This window comes from Roseibium sp. R5 (assembly GCF_055755305.1).
Genome location: NZ_CM146910.1, coordinates 4,007,510 through 4,029,493 on the forward strand (window position 1 = coordinate 4,007,510; position 21,984 = coordinate 4,029,493).

20 protein-coding genes and 1 tRNA gene are annotated in these 21,984 nt (G+C 55.7%); 10 read left to right on the plus strand and 11 right to left on the minus strand.

The genetic code is table 11. From position 1 onward, the window contains the following. Positions 1 to 123 precede the first annotated feature (123 nt). Complete coding sequence (locus tag AC0J4F_RS18705) at positions 124 to 1,023, minus strand: LysR family transcriptional regulator (RefSeq protein WP_473024306.1); 900 nt, start codon at positions 1,021 to 1,023, stop codon at positions 124 to 126. Between the two features lie 115 nt (positions 1,024 to 1,138). Between AC0J4F_RS18705 and AC0J4F_RS18710 the strand changes: the two genes are divergently transcribed. The 6 genes from AC0J4F_RS18710 (at position 1,139) to AC0J4F_RS18735 (ending at position 7,083) form a co-directional block, all read left to right on the plus strand. Further along, a complete protein-coding gene (locus AC0J4F_RS18710) occupies positions 1,139 to 2,293 on the plus strand; it encodes an ABC transporter ATP-binding protein (RefSeq protein WP_473024307.1) in 1,155 nt (384 codons plus the stop codon). Further along, positions 2,293 to 3,213: a carbohydrate ABC transporter permease gene (locus AC0J4F_RS18715; RefSeq protein ID WP_306146994.1), complete on the plus strand. Its 921-nt coding sequence runs from the start codon at positions 2,293 to 2,295 to the stop codon at positions 3,211 to 3,213. The genes AC0J4F_RS18710 and AC0J4F_RS18715 overlap by 1 nt, the downstream gene beginning before the upstream one ends. Beyond that, a complete protein-coding gene (locus AC0J4F_RS18720) occupies positions 3,210 to 4,145 on the plus strand; it encodes a carbohydrate ABC transporter permease (protein ID WP_473024308.1) in 936 nt (311 codons plus the stop codon). Before AC0J4F_RS18715 ends, AC0J4F_RS18720 begins: the two co-directional genes overlap by 4 nt. 128 nt (positions 4,146 to 4,273) lie before the next feature. Further along, on the plus strand, positions 4,274 to 5,533 hold the full coding sequence (locus tag AC0J4F_RS18725) for an extracellular solute-binding protein (RefSeq protein WP_133950117.1): 1,260 nt from the start codon (positions 4,274 to 4,276) through the stop codon (positions 5,531 to 5,533). 74 nt (positions 5,534 to 5,607) lie between these two features. Further along, positions 5,608 to 6,432 carry a phosphodiesterase gene (locus tag AC0J4F_RS18730; protein ID WP_473024309.1) on the plus strand — a complete coding sequence of 275 codons (825 nt, stop codon included), beginning with the start codon at positions 5,608 to 5,610 and terminating at the stop codon, positions 6,430 to 6,432. A gap of 216 nt (positions 6,433 to 6,648) precedes the next feature. After that, positions 6,649 to 7,083 carry a hypothetical protein gene (locus AC0J4F_RS18735; RefSeq protein WP_473024310.1) on the plus strand — a complete coding sequence of 145 codons (435 nt, stop codon included), beginning with the start codon at positions 6,649 to 6,651 and terminating at the stop codon, positions 7,081 to 7,083. Positions 7,084 to 7,185: 102 nt separating this feature from the next. On the opposite strand, the gene AC0J4F_RS18740 is transcribed toward AC0J4F_RS18735, so the two are convergent. Both AC0J4F_RS18740 and AC0J4F_RS18745 read right to left on the minus strand, forming a co-directional pair. Next, positions 7,186 to 8,724 (minus strand): permease, encoded by a 1,539-nt coding sequence (locus tag AC0J4F_RS18740; protein ID WP_473024311.1) that lies wholly within the window; start codon positions 8,722 to 8,724, stop codon positions 7,186 to 7,188. Positions 8,725 to 8,732: 8 nt separating this feature from the next. Next, positions 8,733 to 9,530 (minus strand): ABC transporter ATP-binding protein, encoded by a 798-nt coding sequence (locus tag AC0J4F_RS18745; RefSeq protein WP_473024312.1) that lies wholly within the window; start codon positions 9,528 to 9,530, stop codon positions 8,733 to 8,735. Between the two features lie 302 nt (positions 9,531 to 9,832). Here AC0J4F_RS18745 and AC0J4F_RS18750 point away from each other — a divergent pair, with 302 nt between their 5' ends. Continuing rightward, a complete protein-coding gene (locus AC0J4F_RS18750) occupies positions 9,833 to 10,696 on the plus strand; it encodes a hypothetical protein (protein ID WP_473024313.1) in 864 nt (287 codons plus the stop codon). A 661-nt stretch (positions 10,697 to 11,357) separates the two neighbouring features. Continuing rightward, positions 11,358 to 12,116, plus strand: coding sequence for a hypothetical protein (locus AC0J4F_RS18755; protein ID WP_473024314.1), 759 nt, complete (start codon positions 11,358 to 11,360; stop codon positions 12,114 to 12,116). Between the two features lie 248 nt (positions 12,117 to 12,364). Here the strand turns inward: AC0J4F_RS18755 and AC0J4F_RS18760 are convergent. After that, positions 12,365 to 12,449: transfer RNA gene (locus tag AC0J4F_RS18760), tRNA-Leu, on the minus strand. Between the two features lie 93 nt (positions 12,450 to 12,542). Continuing rightward, complete coding sequence (locus AC0J4F_RS18765) at positions 12,543 to 14,054, minus strand: NAD(P)H-hydrate dehydratase (RefSeq protein WP_473024315.1); 1,512 nt, start codon at positions 14,052 to 14,054, stop codon at positions 12,543 to 12,545. A 420-nt stretch (positions 14,055 to 14,474) separates the two neighbouring features. Here AC0J4F_RS18765 and AC0J4F_RS18770 point away from each other — a divergent pair, with 420 nt between their 5' ends. Together AC0J4F_RS18770 and glnA are read left to right on the plus strand one after the other, a co-directional pair. Further along, positions 14,475 to 14,813 carry a P-II family nitrogen regulator gene (locus tag AC0J4F_RS18770; protein ID WP_008195509.1) on the plus strand — a complete coding sequence of 113 codons (339 nt, stop codon included), beginning with the start codon at positions 14,475 to 14,477 and terminating at the stop codon, positions 14,811 to 14,813. Positions 14,814 to 14,945: 132 nt separating this feature from the next. Then, on the plus strand, positions 14,946 to 16,355 hold the full coding sequence (gene glnA, locus AC0J4F_RS18775) for a type I glutamate--ammonia ligase (protein ID WP_133950135.1): 1,410 nt from the start codon (positions 14,946 to 14,948) through the stop codon (positions 16,353 to 16,355). Positions 16,356 to 16,585: 230 nt separating this feature from the next. Here the strand turns inward: glnA and AC0J4F_RS18780 are convergent, their stop codons facing one another. The 6 genes from AC0J4F_RS18780 to phnC all read right to left on the minus strand — a co-directional run bounded on the left by AC0J4F_RS18780 (position 16,586) and on the right by phnC (position 21,983). Beyond that, positions 16,586 to 17,365, minus strand: coding sequence for a substrate-binding periplasmic protein (locus AC0J4F_RS18780; RefSeq protein ID WP_473024316.1), 780 nt, complete (start codon positions 17,363 to 17,365; stop codon positions 16,586 to 16,588). Positions 17,366 to 17,459: 94 nt separating this feature from the next. Next, a complete protein-coding gene (locus AC0J4F_RS18785; RefSeq protein ID WP_473024317.1) occupies positions 17,460 to 18,500 on the minus strand; it encodes a DmpA family aminopeptidase in 1,041 nt (346 codons plus the stop codon). Between the two features lie 54 nt (positions 18,501 to 18,554). Next, the gene (locus tag AC0J4F_RS18790; RefSeq protein WP_133950139.1) at positions 18,555 to 19,034 is read right to left on the minus strand and encodes an ATP-binding protein; all 480 of its coding nucleotides are present in this window, start codon (positions 19,032 to 19,034) and stop codon (positions 18,555 to 18,557) included. A 106-nt stretch (positions 19,035 to 19,140) separates the two neighbouring features. After that, complete coding sequence (gene phnE, locus AC0J4F_RS18795) at positions 19,141 to 20,046, minus strand: phosphonate ABC transporter, permease protein PhnE (protein ID WP_133950141.1); 906 nt, start codon at positions 20,044 to 20,046, stop codon at positions 19,141 to 19,143. 81 nt (positions 20,047 to 20,127) lie between these two features. Continuing rightward, positions 20,128 to 21,135 carry a phosphonate ABC transporter substrate-binding protein gene (gene phnD, locus AC0J4F_RS18800; protein WP_133950143.1) on the minus strand — a complete coding sequence of 336 codons (1,008 nt, stop codon included), beginning with the start codon at positions 21,133 to 21,135 and terminating at the stop codon, positions 20,128 to 20,130. A 23-nt stretch (positions 21,136 to 21,158) separates the two neighbouring features. Continuing rightward, positions 21,159 to 21,983: a phosphonate ABC transporter ATP-binding protein gene (gene phnC / locus AC0J4F_RS18805; RefSeq protein WP_133950145.1), complete on the minus strand. Its 825-nt coding sequence runs from the start codon at positions 21,981 to 21,983 to the stop codon at positions 21,159 to 21,161. Between the last annotated feature and the right edge of the window lies 1 nt (position 21,984).

The window sequence follows — 21,984 nt, forward strand, 5'->3', positions numbered from 1 at the left end:
AGATGGTTTTCGCGAAATAGCGGTAGCCATAAAGCGTTCGGCTAAAAACGGGTTACGCGGTCATCAGTTCTCGCTTTGGACTTTGTTCAGCGCATGAGTTCTGTCGTTTCGTCCATATTGATCTCAGGCTGATTTCTGAGGCTCGGCAACCGTCCCGTCTATACAGACACCTAAAAAGCTTTGAATAAGCCGCAGGTCTTTTTTGTCTCGGGGGATAACGACACAATCCCGGTATTCTTCCGGCATTTCATGCACTGGAATGGCGACCAGATTGTCTGATGGATAGAGGCTGTTTTCCAGAAGGAGACCGACGCCAAGACCATGCAGCAAAGCTTCCTTGACCATGGGAAAGGTCGTGGTTTTTAAAATGCGCTGAAAAGTTAGATCATGCTTTTTGATCTTTCGATTGGCAATTCGCTGTGTCAGCGACCCGTCCTCGGGCAAGACAAGTGTTTCCGTTTGAAGGTCAACAAGCGAAAGGACCGGCTTTTTCGCCAGCCGGTGATCAGCCCGCATATGTACCATATATTTGGACCGCCGGAGCTCATGTGTCACGAGCGCCGGGTTTTCCTGAGGCTCTGTCACGATCGCCATATCCACCTGACGTTCGTTCAAGAGCGTCATGGCCGTGGTCCAGTCATAGAGCGTGAAATCGATCTGAACCTTGGGATAGAGCTCTCCATACCGCGCAATGATGGGCATCGCAGGCCGGGGTGCGTTGGCAATCAGTCGAATACTGCCGTCCGTTAGAGCGCTGTAGTCGTTCACTTTTTCCGTGACCAGTTGGTCCAGCGTCGCCAATCGGTCGGTGATTGAAAACAGCTCTATGCCCGCACGCGTCAGCTCCAGACCGTCGCGGCGCCGAATAAATAACTGGGTCCCCATCAGGTTTTCCAGTTTGGCCACATGCTGGGTTACAGACGACTGCGTCACATTGAGTGTCTGCGCAGCGCGGGAGAAACTGCGTTCCCGCGCTACATAAGTAAAAGCCTTGATTTGGTAGGGACTGGGCGAAGCGTTCATGACAGTTCCATGTTGTCTGCATGAAAAACACTAGCGGCCATTAGCGACGCTAATATTACGTCACAGATGGTTCAATCACGCTCTCTACGGTGATCGCAACAAAAGGGGCGATCATATGGCGGCCATTTCCTTAAAAGCGATCGAAAAGAGTTTCGGCGACACGTCGGTTCTTGAAGGGATCAATCTCGATATCGCACCGGGAGAGTTCCTGACGCTTGTCGGACCTTCTGGATGCGGAAAGTCGACCTTGCTGCGGATTTTGGCCGGACTGGAAGCACCAAGCTCTGGTGACGTTCTGATCGACGGCCGGAAAGTCAACCAGGTCCGCCCGGCTGATAGGAACCTAGCGATGGTCTTCCAGTCTTATGCGCTCTATCCGCATTTGACCGTCGGCCAGAACATGATGACGCCCTTGCGGCTCCGGGACTTGTCGTTTGCCGAACGGCTTCCTTTCGCCGGCCCGCTGCTCGCAAAGTCCAAGTACAAGGCGCTTTGGGCGCAGGTGGCCGAGACGGCGAAAATTTTGCAGATCGATCATCTTCTCGATCGCAAACCAGGCCAACTCTCAGGCGGTCAAAGACAACGTGCAGCTCTGGGCCGGGCGATGGTTCGCAAACCGGCCGGCTTTCTTATGGACGAACCTCTATCCAATCTGGACGCGGCGCTGCGCATTCACATGCGCTCAGAACTGGCCGAACTTCATCGGTCTCTTGCAACGACCTTCGTTTACGTCACGCATGACCAGGCCGAAGCGCTGACGATGTCTGATCGGATGGCCGTGATGATGGACGGCAACATCCTGCAGCTCGGCACGCCGGACGAGATATACAACAATCCGCAGGACATCCGGGTGGCTGAGTTTGTTGGAGCGCCGAAGATCAACCTCTTGCCCGGCCACCTGGACAGCAATGGCCACGCCCGCTGCGGCGATGTTGTCTTGACGCGGGTCGCAGCCACCTCTGCAGACAAAATTGTGATCGGACTGCGCCCGGAACATTTGACGCTTTGTGAGGACACGGATCCGGAGGCTTTGAAAGGCCGGGTGGTTCACAAGGAAAACCTCGGCGCCGATATCTACCTGCATATAAGCATGAAAGATGGCGCGCATCGTCTCGTGGTCCGCGCGGCGCCCGTAGATGGTGTTGCCGTGTCCATTGGTCAGGACGTGGCATTCAAGCGGCAACACGGTGCCGCCATGGTCTTTGAAGCGGGCGGCAAACGGATCGGCCTTGATAACAACGCCGGCACCACCGTTGCGGAGGTGGCGTAATGCCCCGCTCCAAGGCGCACTATTGGTTTGTCGGGCCTGCCCTGTTCCTGATGTTTGTCATTTTGCTTCTGCCGATTGGCATCGCATCCATCATGAGCTTTACGAATTACAGCTTGGGCAATTCCGGCGCTGAATTCGTCGGCCTCGAGAACTATGAGAAGATCTTCACCCGTTCCACCTATGAAAAGATGTTTGGCGCGACCTTCCGCTATGTCTTTGTGGTTGTTCCGCTTTCCGTTGGACTGGGCCTCGGCGCCGCGCTCCTCATAAATTCGACCAAGCGGTTCGGTGATCTTTACAAGACCATCTACTTCCTGCCCGTGATGGCTGCGCTGATTGCGATGGCCATCGTTTGGGAGTTCGCCTTTCACCCGACCATCGGGATCGTCAATTCCACATTGGAGCGCGGTTGCGGCACTGTTCTGGAAGTCTGGGGTTGGTACGCACACGGTTGTGAGCGGGGCTTCCCGCTCTGGCTGACAGACCGCGACTATGCCATCTGGACAGTCGCCTTCATCGGGGTCTGGCAAGGCTTTGGCTTCAATATGGTGCTCTACCTCGCGGGTCTGACCTCTGTGCCGCGAGAGCTTTACCAAGCGGCCGAAATGGATGGCGCAAAGTCGGCCTGGGACCGGTTCCGACTTGTCACATGGCCAATGCTGGGCCCGACCACGGTCTTCGTCGTCACCATTTCGTTCATCCGCTCATTCCAGGTCTTTGACACGGTCGAAGCGTTTTACCCGCAAGGCGGCGGACCGTCGAAATCGGTCTACGTCATGATGTTTGCCATCTACGAAAAAGCGATCCAGCAAAACCTCATGGGAATTGGCGCGGCCATAACCGTCGTCTTCCTGGCTTTCGTCATGTTTCTCACGCTCGTCCAGCGCTGGCTGGTGGAAAGAAGGGTTCACTACACATGAGCGACACAACTCTTTCCTCTTCCACCGCGGTTGGCCTGCCGGCCTTCCGGTTTTCAGCGGCAGAAACCCTGAAGCATGTGGTCTTGATCTTCGGCAGCCTGATCGTGCTGCTGCCGTTCTATGTGATGGTCAGTTACAGCTTCAAAAGCCCGGCTGAAATCATGCAGAACATCGGTGGGTTCTTCGGCGCGCAGGAAGCATTCCGGGACGACTACTGCATCAAGCTCGGCAAGGATGTGGCCGACTGTATGGTGACACCGGTCATCTATAACTACACCACGGCTTTTGAGAAAGCGCCGCTCATCCGGTACCTCCTCAACGGCGTGATCGTTACGGCGTCCATCTTCTTCATTCAGGTTCTTGTCGCACTGCCTTGCGCCTATGCGCTGGCAAAACTCAGGTTCTGGGGGCGCGAAGCTGTCTTCGGACTGGTTCTGTTCTGCCTGCTCATCCCGGTCCACGCCATCGCGCTGCCGCTCTACATCATGCTGGCCAAGGTGGGGCTTACCAACACCTATGCCGCGCTGGTCATTCCCTGGACCATTTCCGTGTTCGGCATTTTCCTGGTGCGCCAGTTCTTCATGACCGTCCCCGATGATCTCATCGACGCCGCCAGGATGGACGGAATGAACGAGTTCTCGATCATCTGGAACGTCATGTTGCCGACCGCGATCCCTGCCCTCTTGGCCTTTGCGATTTTCTCGGTCGTTGCGCATTGGAACGATTACTTCTGGCCACGGATCGTCATCACCGGCGACAGATCTCTGTTCACCCCACCGCTTGGCTTGCGCGAATTCAAGGGCGACGCGGACGGCGACAACTTCGGCCCTATGATGGCGACCGCCACGATCATCGTGGCGCCACTGATCGTGGCCTTCCTGATCGCTCAGCGCCGTTTCATCGAAGGCATCACGCTCAGCGGGATGAAATAGACCTAAGAGCTCAGAAACATGCGGGGCCGCCCAAGGGCAGCCCCATCACCGAAATCCCGCGAGGGGATCAACCGGGAGCGGACGAGTTTGGCGACCAGCCACTCCCACGGCAACAGACGGAGAGTTCCATGAAAAAGACCCTCACCGCAATAGCACTACTGCTGTCAGCCTCCGCTGCGCATGCAGACGACAAAGTAACGATCGAATTCGCTTACCCGTACTCCCATCTTTTTGATGTGACCTACGAGAAAATCCTGCCGAAGTTCAACGAACAGTTTCCGAACATCGAAGTGAAGATCCGGGCAACATACGAATCTTACGAAGACGGCACCAACACCATCTTGCGTGAAGCGGTTGCCGGGACGCTCCCGGACGTCACCATGCAGGGTCTGAACCGTCAGGCAATTCTGGTCGAAAAGGGTATTGCCAAGTCGCTCGAGCCTTTCATCCTGAAGGAAGAGACGTTCGAAAAAGACGGCTACCATGATGCCATGCTGAAGCTCGGCACGTTCAACAATGACATCTACGGCCTGCCGTTTTCTGTCTCCCTGCCCGTCGGTTACTACAACATGGACGTTATGGCAAAAGCCGGGATCACGTCTGCAGCCGACCTGCCGAAGTCCTGGGATGAAGTTGTTGAGGTTTGCGGCAAACTCCATGAGGCAGGCGTCAAAAATCCGATGTTCTGGGGCTGGAACATCACCGGCAACTGGTTCCTGCAGGCTCTGATGTGGTCGCAGGACAAAGCCACAATGGAAGGCAATGCGTTCCAGATTTCTTCCGACGAAGGTCTGAAGTCACTGGAAACCATGAAAGGCATCTTCCGCGGCTGCGACATGCAGAACATTGAGTGGAAAGCGGCTCTTGCGTCCTTTTCCGCTGGTGAAATCGGCATGATGTTCTGGTCGACATCTGCGCTCGGTGCCGTTGAGCGTGCCAAAGGCGATTTTGAGCTGAAGACCAACGAATATCCGGGCATCGAAGCATCTGGCCCGAAAGGCCTGCCAGCCGGCGGCAACGCGGCCATGCTGGTGTCTTCTTCTGAAGATCCGAAGGTCCTGAACGCTGCCTGGGAATGGCTCAAGTTCATCACCTCCGGTGAAGGTGCTGCCGACGTTGCCCGTACAACAGGCTACATGCCGCCGAACAAGGCTGCCAACGAAGTCATCCTGGCGGATTTCTACCAACAGAACCCGAACAAAGAGACCGCTGTCCGCCAGCTGCCATTGCTGCGCGACTGGCAGGCTTACCCGGGTGACAATGGCTTGGCGATCACTCAGGTCATCTACGACGGGATCGAAGGCATTGTGACCGGCGAATTCGACGACATGTCCGAGCTGCAAGAACAGCTGGACGAAGAAGTTACAGATCTTCTGCCGTCCAACTGATCAACTTTCCTTATTGCGCCGCCCGGTCTACCGGGCGGCGTTTTTCATCACAAAAATAATCCAAGGAGGAAGACATGAAACTTCTCCAACTGACGGACATTCATTTGACCAAACCGGGGGACACGATTGCCGGACGGGATCCGAATGAGAATTTCCGTAAAGCCCTTCGTCACGCCATAACCCATCATCCCGACGCCGAAGCTATTTTCATCACCGGTGATCTCTCTGATTGGGGCGACAAAGACGATTATCTGCGCCTGAAAGCGGAAATCGCCGAGTGCCCGCTTCCTATTCATCTATGCATTGGCAATCACGACGAGCGGGACGTTTTTTTGTCTGTTTTTCCGGAAGGCGCGGACGAAAGCGGCTTTGTTCAAAAGGTTGTTCCGTTGAGCGAAGGCACGGCAATTCTGTTGGACACCTGGGGACCGGATACTCATGCCGGTTTTTTTTGCTCCAAACGGCATGACTGGCTCGATCGGGAGATTTTCAACGCCACGGCCCCAGTTTTCTTGTTCATGCACCACAACCCTGTCCCGATCGGCATCGCTCCCATGGACAAGATCATGCTCCAGGACGCAGACGGGTTTGGCAAAGTCGTTTCCCGGCATGCGGCCAAGATCCGGCATATTTTCCATGGACATTGCCATCTGCCTCTGGCCGGTTCTCTGCACGGAGTTCCCTTTAGTGCACCGCGCGGTACCAACCATGCCGGATGGCCGGATTTTACTAATAAGGGCAACCTCGCAGGATCGGACTTGCCGGAAAGTTATGCGGTCGTCCTCGCAGAGGAAACTTCGACCATGATCCACATGATCGAATATGGATATGAGGGCACCGTTCGCCGAGAGGGGTCTCCCGATTACGCAGACTGGGATCGCCTAACCATGGTCCGTTAGCGCCTTACCAAGAGAAATAGTACTAGCGGCCGTTTGTCTTGATGAAGTTAAACGGCCACTCTTTTCGGTCCTGGACCGTCAGCCGCAAATTGATGGTGTCACCAACGTGCCCAAAACGCTCGACAGGAAAGCATTTGCGGTCCCAGCAGTCTCCATAGCAAGATGCCCTTCAGTTCTTCGACAGCCAGAGCTGTTTAAAACATAAAGGGGAAATGCATGTTGCGGGCTCTGTCTGTCTTACTTCTCGTGCTGTTCACCTCCACGGCATTAGCTTGGGAGTTCCGCGCCAGCCGTGTTTGCGAATTGCGTCACAAGGATGAGACTGCGTCCGTTCGGGTAGTCTTCGACCCAGCAGTACCTGAGTACTTCATCGCCATCACACCAAACCGCCCCTGGACACCCGGCCCGGTTTTTTCCATGCGCTTCGACGGACCACTTTCAAACACCATCGCCACCGACCGGCACATCATCACGCCCGGTGGAGGAACGCTGACCGTCACCGATCGGGGCTTTGACAATGTGTTGGATGGATTGGAATTCAACTTCACCGCCACGGCATTGCTGGGCGATCAGGCCGTTCAGATACCGCTAGATGGCGCAGCCCCCGAAGTCCGTGAGTTTCGCGCCTGCGCATCGGGCCTGGGCGTCTGACAGCTGCTTTGAAGTAGGTCACGGTCTACTTGCGTATTCAAAAGCGGCGACAGCTGCTCAGTATACATCGTTGTCTTTTGGCCAGGCCGAGCGTCACGGACACTAAACCTCTGCGATCTGTTTTGGACGGATACTCCAGGAGATCCCGAGCACGCTAGCGAGTAGAATAATTGGGAGAAGGGCCAGCGGGCTCCCTGCCGCGATGAGGGCTGTGCCGGCTGCGCAGGAAATAGACGCTCCCGCCTCCGCGAACGTTGAGGCCTTTGAAGCAACCTGCCGGCGCCGGAAGGTCGTGCGTTTGGCTTGAGCGCGAAACCAAAGTTGAACCAGGATTGCGCTGGCTGCTGCAATAAATGCTCCAGCAGCGGTAACGGCTGCCCCCCAGAGCGACATGAACGCCACGGCCAAGCTGACCGGCAGTATAATTGCCGTGACCAGTAAGAGGACGGACGCAACTTTCGCCCAAAGCCGCATAAATGCCGAAATGGGTGCTGTTGCAATCAGTTCGGGGGCATCCTCACCGGAGATCGTCAGCCAAGCAAGACCACCGGCAAGCTGACCCACGGCCATGACGACAACGGGAGCGATAATGACGGACGCTTCGGCCGCTTGGCCAAAACTGACCCAGAGCATCACAGCGGGCGGAATGAGATAGAGAACCTGCATCAACGTTTGGGACATAAGCCAGGGATCGCGGACAATGAGCTTTAGTTCTTTTTGAATGAGTGCCCCGAGGGGCGAATGGCCCCGAAATGCCCGCTTTGATGTGCCTCCACGCGCCGTCTTTTCTGTGACACCAAGTGCCAACACGACAATGCGGCGGAACTGCCTGGCACCTAGTAAAGCCGCCGCCGAAAAGAACACAACTGAGGCAACGAGGAAAAACACCACAGCATTGGTTTGCCCGGCTACAGCATGGGCAGGAAACCACAACATGGACCCCGTGACTGGCGCATGGTTTGCGAGAAAGACCGGATTAAATAAGGCGAACCGGGAGATTGACCCGAAGGAGAGGATCGCAACCACCTGCATTCCAATTAAGAAGGCAGCTCCCACGATCGCCGCAAGAATTTGAGCATAGAGCCGCGTCCGCTGCGGTCCAACCATGCGGAAGAGTGCAAGCGTGATGAGGATCCCGCCTGCGGTTGCCGTCAGAGATACCGCCAGAAGAACTACATATCCTGAAAGCCAGCGAAGCCCATCGAGGGCCATTGCCACGTTGATAAATGGCGAAACGACCAGCGCCGACATCGCCCAGCTTGTCAGAGCCATGATTGTGATGCGCACAAGAAACAAATCATGGGAGGGCGCGGGTGAAGACAGGATCAAATCGAGATCGTCACGGGCATAGAACGCTCGTGTCACCGACTCCATCGCCTGGGACAGCATCATGGTGAAGCTTAGCAAGACCGTGACCGAAAGCACCGCAAGCGTGGTTTGATCGAGCACAGATGCAGCGGTCAAATGGGCGCCCAGAACTGCATACGCGATCAGATGCATAATAACCGCGTAAAAGATGCTGATGCCGATTAGGGCGCGCCACAAGCTTTTGCTGCGCCTGCCAGAAAACATCCATGCCCAGTCGCGCCAGGCCAGCCTTAATTCATGATGCGAAAACCGCATCAATGCGGAGTTTGCCATGAATTGTCTCATGCAACCTTCTCGTGGAAGCCTGTTGCCTCCTGCGCAGGCGGTTCACTGCCGGCTTCACTACCAAGAATTTCGAGGAAAATGTCCTCCAAAGTGTTGCCATTTGCGCTCGCGCGTTCCCGCAACTCTTCCAGCGTTCCTTCGGCAACGAGACGTCCGCGTGCGATTATTCCGATCCGGTCCGCCATGCGTTCCGCGACTTCTAGAATGTGTGTCGTCATGACAATCGACACACCTTGCGCAACAAGTCCGGACAGCACCCTTTTGACTTGCCGTGCAGAACCTGCATCCAGTCCCGTGAGAGGCTCATCAAGGATGATCAAACGCGGCTCATGGATCAAAGCTCCGGCAAGCGCCACCTTTTGACGCATTCCTTTGGAGAACCCGCCACAGCGTTCATTTGCATGGGCCCCGAGCCCAAAAGAGTCGAGCAGGTTGTCCGCCTTGAACCGCGCAAAATCCGGCGGCATGTTCCAGAGTCCTGCAACAAACTCCAGGTATTCAAGCGGTGTCAGCTTGTCATAAACCATCGGATCATCTGGAACCCAGGCCAGCACTTTTTTGGCGGCAATCGGATCCGCAAATGCGTCGATCCCGCAGATCTTGACCGCACCGGCATCAGCCTGGAGCAACCCTGCAACCATCCGCAACGTCGTTGTCTTGCCAGCACCATTCGGGCCCAGCAGGGCATAAAATTCACCACGCCGCACCGTTAGCGAGAGATCATCAACGGCAGGTTCTTTGAAGCACTTGTAAAGATTGAGAATCTCAAGGGCGGCAGCACTGGTAGATGGCATCTGTCTCTCGTCGATCGGCGGGTTTTTCCAAGACTACTGGCTGGACCTTTCTCGAGAGTAAAATCCGTCCCTTTGCCATACTCGACAGCCCCAATTGACGTGGACGTTTCACAGAAGTAACCGAAAACATGTACGTAAAGCCGTGGAGCGCGCGCTCAACAAGTGTCTCCAACAACACCGTGATTTATGGGCCTCTTTTTCAATACCGCCATTCTTAAGCTGTAGGGGAGTTCCGAGCCGGACCGGCATGGCCTATATTGGCAACACGGAGCAAAGGTCGGCAACAAGGACTGGAGAAGAACGTGTCACCAAGCAAGGGCCGGATTGAGCGCCTGATTGATGCAATCGCGACGGAGTTCCAGTCCCATCTGCTAGACCTTCGAAACACGTCTACATCCCTTGAAATCAAGGATGGCGCGGTCGAGAAAATGATCTCGCGCCAAGCTCCATTTGGTGTCATCGGTCTGAAGATACTCGTGTCTGACCCCGGTGATTCTGGCCGGTACATCGAGCACGCCTGGAATTTCAGCATCGGGATTACGGGATGCGTGTTTGCGCTTCTGGATGTCGATTACCAGAACGACGTTTGGATCGGAGATGAAACATCGGCTGATTTTGCGGGGCATGAACACGTTGCCTACAAAACCGCCGAGCAAATGATGGCCTTTCACGGCGATGAATTCGGTATTGGTCAACTCTTCGTTGAAAGGGTTGGCGCATTGTGTCCGAGCTTGCTTGAAAAACCACCGCTGTTTTTCCGCCTACCGCGACGGGCGCCGCCCGCCTACCGATACACACTAGCACCAGCCCATGTTCGCGCGGCCTTGGGTCTTTCTAGTGCCGACCCCACCATTTTGCTTGAAGTCATGATCAAGGAGCACGGGATTGATCCCTACACAATCTTGCTGTCGTTCCAATCGGATACAAATTTCTGGCTGGTTGACCTGCCCGAAACGCTTGCCGATCGATACCAGCACGGGCTGATGGGGCAAGACCTTGGCGACCATCACACCAACCTGGAGGTCGGAGCGACCATTACCGCAGACACATCGAGGAAGACATACAGGTTAAGCACCAGCAAACCCGTTGACGAGAAGCGGGATGGGAGCTCCTATTCGATGTCGGGAACTGTGTCGGCGCGCGGATACATGGTACGGCCCATCTGACGACAGCGGCTCGTTGTAAAACCCCATCAAGCGCCACAACAACGTCTCAGGCCGGTCATTGAAAGGTGTTTTCTTCGATACCAGCAGAGCCACGTCAGGCGAACGTATCCGGCAGTCTCGGCGGGCCACGGCAGATGGCTGGATCCTTTGAACAGAGCGCCCTAACTACACTCGTGGTTGGAAACGTTCTGGCAGTATCAGGCTTCTGTGAGACCTTCGCCAGAATCAAAACAGTATTGAGCCAAACAAAAAAGGATACAAATCTTGAAGACAGGACCGTGGATCATCGCCTTGGGGTTTATGGCGGCGGGTTTTATCATCTTGGAAAGCTCACGCGCCGACGCGCAAACACAACGGCCTGATGTCCGGTCGATGACCTGCAGCCAAGCAAAAGCCCTTGTGCAGAAACAAGGCACCGTTAATTTTGCTACAGGGCCGAACAGCTGGACCCAGGTCAAGGCCGGGGTCAATTACTGCGCCGACAGAGCGGTTTCCCTGACACCTGTTGTTGCTCCGACCAAAGATAATCCTCAGTGTCAGGTCGGGTTCACCTGCACCCAAATGCGGTACTCGACACGATAAATACAAGGAGATTTCCCCAGCCTGCCGTTAGCGAGCCGCATACGCTTCATCGGCCGCCCTTGAAAGGAGCCAGACACATATGTTGAGCCTTTTCGACCGCGGGCCGTTTATCGCCTTTGAGCCGTCTCGCGGCGTCATCTGCCGGTGTCTGAATGTTGAGGCTGCAGCGGAGGCACTCAAAGTCTTTGACGGGATTGGCGAGATCCATGTCGACCAAAATTTCGCTGGCGGCACTTATGTCATCAATCCAGATCTCGACGCGCTAAAGGTCGCTTTTGTGCCGAGACTGGGGCGCCGGATCGAACCGGCGTCGGAAAAGGACCATCGTGCGCTCATTGACGGTGCCGAAATGGCGGCATCCGTCACCCTCCACCATCTAGGGCTATCGCCAGAGGACTGTGAACGGCTTTTCAAGGCAGATGTTGAAAACGCCCTGATCTCAACGGCATTTCCCTTGCGGTTCCGGTATGAGCTATCGAGCGCGAGGGACATCGCCGAGACACTCGGCCCGGGTCAACTGTTCGGCCATTTAAGAGTGGTCCCGCAACGTTCTTCAGACCCCGCGGCATATTTCTACGATTTTGATGCGGCCTACTCCCACGCGCGCGGGACCCTTGGAACCCTCGAAGTGATTGACTTTCGCACACGATCGGCCCGGCCGCAGCTCGCAGCACAATCAACTGCCGGGCCTGAAGTCATGGAAGAGCTGCGAACTGTCTGCACGGAAGTCTTGGATGCCATCACTGACTACTGCGGGCTTTCGTCGGCTGAGGATGCTGACAAGCTAGATCTGTTCAAGCAAACAGGAGCCATACCAAACGGTCAAACTCAGCATTAAGAGTGCAAATGCCAGGATCGTAGATCCTCCTAGACCAAATCTTTGCAGCCATCTTGAGACTTGGCAACAACCAATTCCACCGCTTGGAGGTGTTTTATGATCAGGTCGTTGCTACCACACGTATTCGCCTCACACGCATCAGGGGTAAAACTGGGGCAAATTGCGGGGTAAAATCCGCGATTTCACAAATAAAACAGCCGGCCAGAGGCCAGCATCGTAAATAACTCAATTACTTGCTGTTTGAGTATTGGTGCGGATGGAGGGACTTGAACCCCCACGCCTTGCGGCACCAGAACCTAAATCTGGCGTGTCTGCCAATTTCACCACATCCGCGTCGCAGGAGCTTGGACACTCCGCGTGTGAAGCGGGGCCTCTATAACACCCCGACTTTTTCGGTCAAAGGAAAAATAACGCTTGAGCCAATTATCACGCAAGACTTGTCCACAAGTGGCGGAGTGGCTCCCTCAACGCTGCCGGCAAATCTTCCGCAATAAGGCCAGGGCCAACGGTCCGGCCAACCTCTCCATGCAACCAGACCGCCTGACAGGCTGCCTCAAATGCCGGAACACCTTGCGCCAGCAGGCCAGCCGCGATGCCTGCCAGCACATCACCGGACCCGGCAGTTGCCAGAAACGGCGGCGCATTGCAGTTGATCGCGGCCCGGCCGTCCGGTGCTGCAATGACTGTGTCGGGGCCTTTTAATATGACTACTGCACCAGAGCGGCGTGCGGCCTCCCGCGCCCGAGCAAGCTTGTCGAGGCCGGTTAGATCCGGAAAAAGACGCTGAAACTCGCCGTCATGCGGCGTCAGGATAGCTGACGATGCGTTTTCTTTGATCAAATCAAACAGCTTCTGCGGGTTTTTTGAGAAACTGGTCAAGGCATCAGCGTCCAGTACCAAGGACCGCCCTGTCGCGATAATGGCCTCGACAGCTGCCTGTGTGTCCTCTCCGATCCCGTATCCTGGTCCGATCAAAACGGCATTCAGACGCGGATCCGACAGAAACTCAGGTATCGCTTCAGGACCGGAGATCTTTTTCAGCATGACTGCCGTCAAGTGCGATGCGTTGACCATCATGGCGTCCGGCGGCGATGCCAGAGTGACGAGCCCCGCCCCGGTCCGAAGCGCAGCCATGGCTGAAAGCCGCGCTGCACCGGTACTGGCCATTGGCCCGCTGAAAACGACGGCGTGGCCTTTTGAATATTTGTGACAATCCACTGCCGGGCGCGGCCAGCTTGCAAGCCAGAGGTCCGATATATTTTCAAACGTCGCTGGCCCGATTGTATCGAGCACGTCTGTTTCAATCCCGATCTGAGCAACCGTGACCGAACCGCATAATCCGCGGCCGGGGAACAGCAGATGCCCGGGCTTTTTCAGAAAGAATGTAACGGTCGCATGCGCCTTGATCGCACTCCCCATCATCTCTCCGGTCGCACCGTTGACGCCGGATGGCAGGTCCACCGCTATGATTGCAGCGCTTGATCCATTTACAGCTTCAACCAGCTCGGCCGCTGGACCGGACAGTGGACGATCCAATCCCGCTCCGAACAAGGCATCTATGATGACATCGGCCCCAGTGAACCGGTCTGCCATATTCCCGATCAGCTGATCTCCGGATGTGAGGATCTCGAATGGCAGGGTCATAGCCGCAAAGGCCGCAGCAGCGTCCCCCTTCAAGCCGGACGGGGATTTGAGGAGATCGACCCGGACATCATACCCCTTTTCTGCCAAGAGCCGTGCGGCGACAAAACCGTCGCCCCCATTGTTGCCTGGCCCGCAAAGGATATGAATGCGCCCTCCCGCCGGTGCGTGGTTTGCGGCCATACCGACTACCGCTGATCCGGCGCGCTCCATCAGATCCAAGCCCGGAAGGCCACTCTCGATCGTCAAACGGTCTGCCTGACCCATTTCGTCCGGAGTGAGTAGCGCTGCCGTCATGACCATCCTTCGTGTGCCCAACAAAAGGGAGATTGTTCGGCGTTATCATACGCATCTCTAACGGCAATTCACCCCGGAACTAGATCAGTCAGACGCCCGGCATTGAGCGACCTCCGGCAAGAACAGACATCGGGATCCACCCATTTGCATAATTAATAATCATTATGTCTATTTTTTATGCATACCAGTCGGACAACATCACTCTGTCACGACGACTTTCGCGATAACTTGCTAAAAATAGCGGCGGAATCCCGCCGGGATGGAAATTCTGACAAACAGACCGACAATTGGCACGCTTCGTGCTTTTGCATGGCAACAGCTCTCAGCTGACCCGAACCAGTGCGTTTTAGTCTGGTGACGGTCCGAAAGAAGAGCGTTCGGGCAGACCCTGCCATTACATGTGGAGAGAGACATACGGTGATGAAAAAGATCGAAGCGATCATCAAACCTTTCAAACTCGATGAGGTCAAAGAAGCTCTTCAAGAAGTCGGCCTGCAGGGCATCACAGTGACCGAGGCCAAGGGATTCGGCCGTCAGAAAGGTCACACCGAACTTTACCGTGGCGCTGAATACGTTGTCGACTTCCTGCCGAAGGTCAAAGTCGAAATCGTGCTTGGATCGGACATGGTGGATAAGGCAGTCGAGGCAATCCGCAATGCTGCCCAGACCGGTCGTATCGGCGACGGCAAGATTTTTGTCTCAAACATCGAAGAGGCAGTCCGCATCCGGACCGGCGAGTCCGGCACCGACGCCATTTAACCCTCACCTGTTCCGGCATTTCGCCGCACACCCAATTCCGGACTATCCGCGCCGAGACAAACATCTTAAACACTCTGCCGGACCGGGACCAAAACCCAAACGTTCACACGAAAAATCAAAGGGATGGACATAATGACCACCGCTGCTGATATCCTGAAGCAAATTCAGGAAAAAGACATCAAGTTCGTCGATTTGCGCTTCACTGACCCGCGCGGCAAGATGCAGCACGTCACCATGGACGTTGCACTGGTTGATGAAGACATGTTCGCTGAAGGCGTTGCCTTCGACGGCTCTTCCATCGCCGGCTGGAAGGCCATCAATGAATCCGACATGATGCTCATCCTGGATCCGGAATCGGCTCACATTGACCCGTTCTTTGCCCAGTCCACCATGGCGATCTTCTGCGACATCATCGACCCGATCACCGGCGAAGCTTACAACCGTGATCCGCGCATGACCGCGAAGAAGGCAGAAGCCTACGTCAAGTCCGGCGGCTTCGGCGACACCATCTACGTTGGCCCGGAAGCCGAATTCTTCATGTTCGACGACGTCCGCTTCAACGCCGACCCGTACAACACCGGCTTCATCCTGGACAGCTCCGAGCTGCCGTCCAACATGGGCTCCGAGTATGAGACCGGCAATATGGGCCACCGCCCGCGCACAAAAGGCGGCTACTTCCCGGTCCCGCCAGTCGACAGCGCACAGGACATCCGCTCCGAAATGCTGTCCGTCATGGGCGAAATGGGCGTTCCGACTGAAAAGCACCACCACGAAGTGGCGGCTGCCCAGCACGAACTCGGCATGAAGTTCGACAACCTGACTTCCTGCGCCGACAACATGCAGGTCTACAAGTATGTTGTTCACCAGGTTGCACACGCATATGGCAAATCCGCAACCTTCATGCCGAAGCCGGTTTTCGGCGACAACGGCACCGGCATGCACTGCCATCTGTCCATCTGGAACAACGGTGAGCCGACTTTCGCCGGCAACCAGTACGCAGACCTCTCCGAGACCTGCCTGTACTTCATCGGCGGTATCCTAAAGCACGCGAAAGCCCTGAACGCTTTCACCAACCCGTCCACCAACTCCTACAAGCGTCTGGTCCCGGGTTACGAAGCACCGGTTCTTCTCGCCTACTCCTCGCGTAACCGGTCTGCGTCTTGCCGCATCCCGTTCACGTCTTCTCCCAAGGCGAAACGCGTTGAGGTCCGCTTCCCGGATCCGACTGCAAACCCGTACCTCTGCTTCTCTGCCCTGCTGATGGCTGGCCTTGACGGCATCAAGAACAAGCTGCACCCGGGCGATGCAATGGACAAAAACCTCTACGATCTGCCGGCTGAAGAACTGGCCGAGATCCCGACGGTTTGTGGTTCCCTTCGTGAAGCTCTGGAAGCTGTTGATGCAGACCGCGAGTTCCTTAAAGCCGGCGGCGTCTTCGACGACGACCAGATCGACGCTTACATCGAACTGAAGATGGAAGAAGTCGAGCGCTACGAAATGACCCCGCATCCGGTCGAGTTCGACCTGTACTACTCTGTCTAAGACAGATTCGGCGTCAAACACGGAAAACCCCGGTCTCTCGACCGGGGTTTTTCTTTGTTAAGCGGTTGAAACCTTTAAAAAGGCAGGTCCGGACCCTCGCCAACAGTTTACTGCGCTGGCCGCGTGTTATAGCAAATCGCGTTTTACACGGATTCAGGTTTCACCGCCTCTCGGTGGTGCCTCGAACGCGAAACCTGAAACATTCAGAAGTCAATTAAACGCGATTTGTTCTAGTTCTCATCCTTAAGAGCGCTGAGCGGAGCAGCTCCGGTGTATTTCTTCAAAATGTCGGCTTGAAAACCGTCTGTGATGATGTTGTCCAGGCCGTTCTGCATACGCTGGAGCAATGCTTCATCGGTTTCAGGGTTACACGCGAGCGCATTTCCGATGATGTCACCAAATCCATGAACCAGTTCGATCTCAACACCTTGCTGCACAAGCGTGTGAAACGTCATGCTGGAGATCGCGGCAAGGTGCAGCCTCTCTTGAACAAGCTGGCGGATTACCGTTTCAACATCATCAAAATAGTCGATGGAGCCGAAGCCCTGGGTTTTCAAGACATATTCGGCGTAGTCGCTCCGCTGAGTGCCGACGGAAAATTCGCCAACAATATCGGCCAAGTCTGACGGGATCTGCGATCCGGCCTTCTTGATCAGGAACAGTTCAGCGCCGCCGAGCGGCGATATCCAGGCAAAGGTCTCGGCTCTTGCCGGTGTATAGGCGGTGGTGAAGACACAATGGTTTTTCCTGTTTTCAGCCAACCAAAAGGCCCGGGACCATGGGAGCATCTCCATTGTGAATTCAATGCTTTCCCGGATCATGATTTCACGCACCTGATCCGCGCCAAGCCCCACGATCTCTCCGTCCTGCATGAAATTGAAGGGCGGATAGTTTTCCGTCACAAGACGAATTTCGGTCGCTTGCGCCTGCTCTACCACGGCTAATAAACCGCAGATCAAGCCGAACGAGCTGATCGCATTCCGCAAAGGTTTCAATCCACTGGTCAACATCAGAATGATCAAGTCCTGTTCTTTCCGATGCTATTTATCCAGCGAAGTCTTACAATTTGCTTGAGTGAGATATCAAACGATCTAGATAATCATCTCAATTTTGGTTCAGCCAGTCCTTCAAGGATGGCCGGAAACTCGCCCCCTTCCCGTACATGGCGGGAGACGCAATCATTGCATTGAGCACCGCCTCCTGGGTGGTTTCCGCGGCGGCCTGAAACAGAAGATCGATCTTACCCTCATGCATATAATCGCGGGCGATCAGATCGCCTTCTGGATTGTGCGGTATCTTGTGAGCTGTTGAGAACGCAAAACCGATGTCGCCACTGCCATTGCCATAGAATGAGCCGAGTCGGGCAAGACCGGCGCCTGCACGCCGTGCAATCCGTTTCAGTTGCCGGCTTTCCAGTGGCACATCCGTTGCCAGAACAACGATGACAGATCCGCGCTCTTCCTGAGGTGTTGTTCCCTCAGGAGATGGCCTGCGCCCATCCGGAAGGACCAAATCCCCGGCCCTGCCAAAATTTGCCTGCACCAAGGCGCCCAGTGTGAAGGTCCTGTCCTCCAGTTTAAACTGGCGGGATGCCGACCCAATCCCGCCTTTGAATCCGAAACAGCTGGTACCGGTCCCTGCCCCGACACTGCCTTGCTCAAAATCTGTAGCCGCAACCGAAAGTGCGGCGTTTGCGTCCTTTTCGGTCAGCGCAATCGCATTGATATCGCTTAAGTAACCGTCATTGCACTCCATGACGACCGGATTGACGGTCCCTTTCGCGCGATCAATCTGAGGGTTTTGTTTCAGCTCCCTCCGGATCAAGGCGTGAATGCCTTCTGCCACCCCGAAAGTGTTGGTGAGCAGGATCGGGGTCTCCAGGGTTCCGAGTTCCTCCACCTGGATCAGGCCCGCGCTTTTGCCAAAGCCGTTTATGACGTCGCTGGATGCGGCCAACTTTTCCAAAAACAGATTGCCCGGATGCGGGACGATGGCCGTGAACCCCGTCCGAAGGTCCCCATCGATGATAGTCTTGTGCCCAACCGTGATGCCCGCGATATCCGTGATCCGGTTTCGGGGCCCGGGTTGCATGGTCCCGCAGATCAGACCGCGGGCACGTGCTGGCGATGCATTTGTCGGCCTCATAAGGTCTTTGCTCCCTTCAGCGGGTAGAAAACATGTCGGCCAATATCCGGAGACTTAGCGTTCCAATACGTCAAAGCCTTCATCCGGAGTTGGCGGGACGAAGTGTTTGGTAACTGCTTCAAATTGCTCATCACTCACAGAAAACGGATGGCTACCACTGGCATTGCGCGCCCGCAGCCGTTCCTTGCAGATCTCGTCGGAAACATTGAGGTAATGGAGCGTGTGGTCGCTGCCGCTATTTTCCGCCACACGCCGCATCCAGAGGCGCGTCTCCGGCGTGTTGGCCGGAAAGTCGAGAACCACGGACACGCCGGTTTTCAGAAGCCCAATGACATGGGGCTCCATGACGGCTCGTAGCCTTGCCGAGACACGCACATAGTCTTTGATTGTCGACATTTCAGGCCCGAACAATTCGGCCAGCCAAATGTCTTCGCTTATCAAAACCGTTGCCGGTTGGCTGGAGAGTTCACCGGCAAGCGTTGACTTTCCAGATGCGATCTTGCCGCACAGAATGTGGAGATGTCCGGGTGTCATGGAGAAGCCTGTTGGAACCCGCCGGTCGGATATTTGTCATTTGAGGCCACGAAAGTGGCACCAGACCAGCAGATTCGCAACGACGGCTTATGCTTGGAGCACTTTATCAGCGCGCCAGCAACGTCTCCAGGCCAATCACGAGAAGGGTCAAGAACAGGAAGTAGGCAGCAAACCGGCCGTGGTCGGTGCCATCGATCACGACCTTGCGCAACAGCGACCCAAAGATATCAAGCAAGGAAACCGTTACGAGGATGATCAATAGAATCGCAGCGCCAGCCGAGTAGTCAAAGCCGCGCAGGGCTTCTGAGAGCGACATGCCAATACCGCCCGCGCCGACAATGCCCAGCACGGTCGCAGAGCGAACATTGGCTTCAAACCGGTAAAGGGAATAGGAAATCCAGAGCGGCAGGACCTGCGGCACGACACCGTAGACGATCTCTTGAATAGCCGGAGCGCCTGTTGCCTTGATGCCCTCAACCGGACGCGGATCGATCGCCTCCACGGCTTCTGAAAAGAGTTTTGCGAGCGTGCCCGTCGTGTGGATCGTCAGCGCCAAAACACCTGCCAGTGGTCCAAGACCAACAGCCGCCACAAAAATCAGGGCAAATACCAGTTCATTGATCGCCCGAAAGGCATCCATGAGCCTGCGCACAGGGAACACGATCCAGTAAGGCGCAATATTGGACGAAGACAGCAAACCAAAGGGAACCGCCAAGATCACCGACAGAAAGGATCCCCAGACAGCCATTTGAACGGTTTCAAGCATCAAGTCGAAATAGCTGTGCCAATACCGGAAGTTCGGCTTGAGAAAGTCTTCCAGCAGCATGGCCATGTTGCCACCGCCGGTGAATACCTGGCCCATGCGGTGCATGTCCGCCGGATGGAAACTCCAGACCAGCATGACGATCAAACCGCCCCAGATCAGAACGTCAAAGACCTTCTCCTGAGTGGTTCGACCCGGGACTTCAAGAACGGGCTCGCCCGTGTTGAGCACGTTTACATTACTGGTCATGGAAAGTGTCCTGTGCGGAGATCAAACAAGAGCATGAGGGAATGCCCTCATGCCTCCCCTCATGCCTGTGTGCTGCGCTGATTACTTGCGCGGGCGGGCAGCAGCAGCTGCGCGGATTTCTTCGATCTTGGTGTTGATTTCCAAGATTTTCGCGGTTCGCTCGTCGTCGGAATAGGTGTCGTCACCCTCGATGGACATCCGCTGACGGATCTGATCCATCTCGTAGAACGGCCACAGTTGGGCGTTGGATGACGGAATGAACGGTCCCATGTCGATCATGGCCAGGTTCTCGCGCGCCTTGGCCACTTCCTCGTCGGTGCCCTGACGGCCATAGGTCATGAAGAAGTACATGATCTTCGACTTGATGCTTTCATCGAGCTCCGGACGCCAGGCCATCGGATCAGACGCGATCAGCGGAGAGCGCCAGATTTCCTTCAGTTCGGCAAAGAGTTCCGGCTTGGCGTTCTTCAGGCGGGAATACATGCCGGTGGAGGACGCAACAGCTGCATCAACCTGTTTGGTTGCAACCGAAATCAGGTTGGTCTCGTGGTTGGCGTTGCGAAGGGTCTTGAAGCAGTCCTTCGGGTTCACACCTTCCTTGGCGAAAACGAAGGTGGAGGGGACGAGGAAACCGGACGTGGAATTCGGATCGCCGATGCCAAAATTCAGATCCTTGTTGCACGCCATTACATCTTCATAAGTGAGACCGGAGTCCTTGTGGGTCACCATCACCGACCAATAACCACGATCTCCGGTCGCTTCGGTCGTTTGAGCGAAAATCTCGGCCCCAGCGCGGTCGACGGCAACCATTGCAGACTTGTTGCCGTACCAGACAACGTCGACCTTGTCGAAGCGCATTCCTTCGATCACACCGGCATAGTCAGCAGCAAAGAACGGCTTCACCGGCATGCCAAGAGAGGCTTCCATGGCTTCCAGGAACGGGCCCCACTTTTCACGCTGCGCAGAGCTGGATTCAGTGGACAGAATGCCGAAGTAGAGTTCTTCCGGGTTTTCACGCTCGGCAAGCGCCGGGCCGCTCAAACCAACCATAATCGCTGCAGACGCAGCAATGCGAGTAATCAATTTCATCACGATGTCTCCCCTGGAGAGATTCAGGCCGTCGCCGGGATTGGCGCGGTCCCGAAGTCTTCGGCATCCGGCAGCACAAGTTCTTCGCTGGCCTCACCGTAGATTTCGCGCAAAAACTGGGTCGTCAGTGCATGACTCGGACCGTCGTAGACGATCTGTCCGGCCCGCATGGCAATCGTCCGCTTGCAGTACCTGCGGGCGTATTCGACCTGGTGCAGGGAAACGACCACGGTCGTACCGTCTTCCTCGTTGATCCTGGACAGGATCCCCATGACGCGCTTCGCAGAGGCCGGGTCCAATGACGCAATCGGCTCGTCGGCCAGGATGATTTTAGCCCCCTGAACAATCGTGCGGGCAATGGCCGCGCGCTGCTGTTGGCCGCCCGACAGTGTTGACGCCCGCTGGCGCGCCTTTGTCTCAATGCCGACGCGCTGCAGGGCGCGCATTGCAAGCTGCTTTTCTTCTGATGAGAAAAAACCAAAGAGGCCGCGCCAAACCGGCACTTTTCCAAGCAGTCCTGCAAGGACATTGGTCAAGACACTCAGTCGCGGCACCAGATTAAACTGCTGAAACACGACACCAATGCCGGTTCGCGTCGCCGAGATGTTTTTGGAGATGGCGCCGCTGTCTTGAACTGGGTGCCCATTGATCGAGATCTGACAACAGCCGCTATTCTTGTCTCCAGCCACCAGACCGGAAATATGGCGGATCAAGGTGGATTTTCCCGAGCCGGACGCGCCGATCAGCGCAACGAACTCGCCATCGGCGACCGTCAGATCGACGCCATCTAAGGCGCGGATGCCACCCCGGAACGTTTTGGACAATCGTTTTACCGTAATCGCAGACATC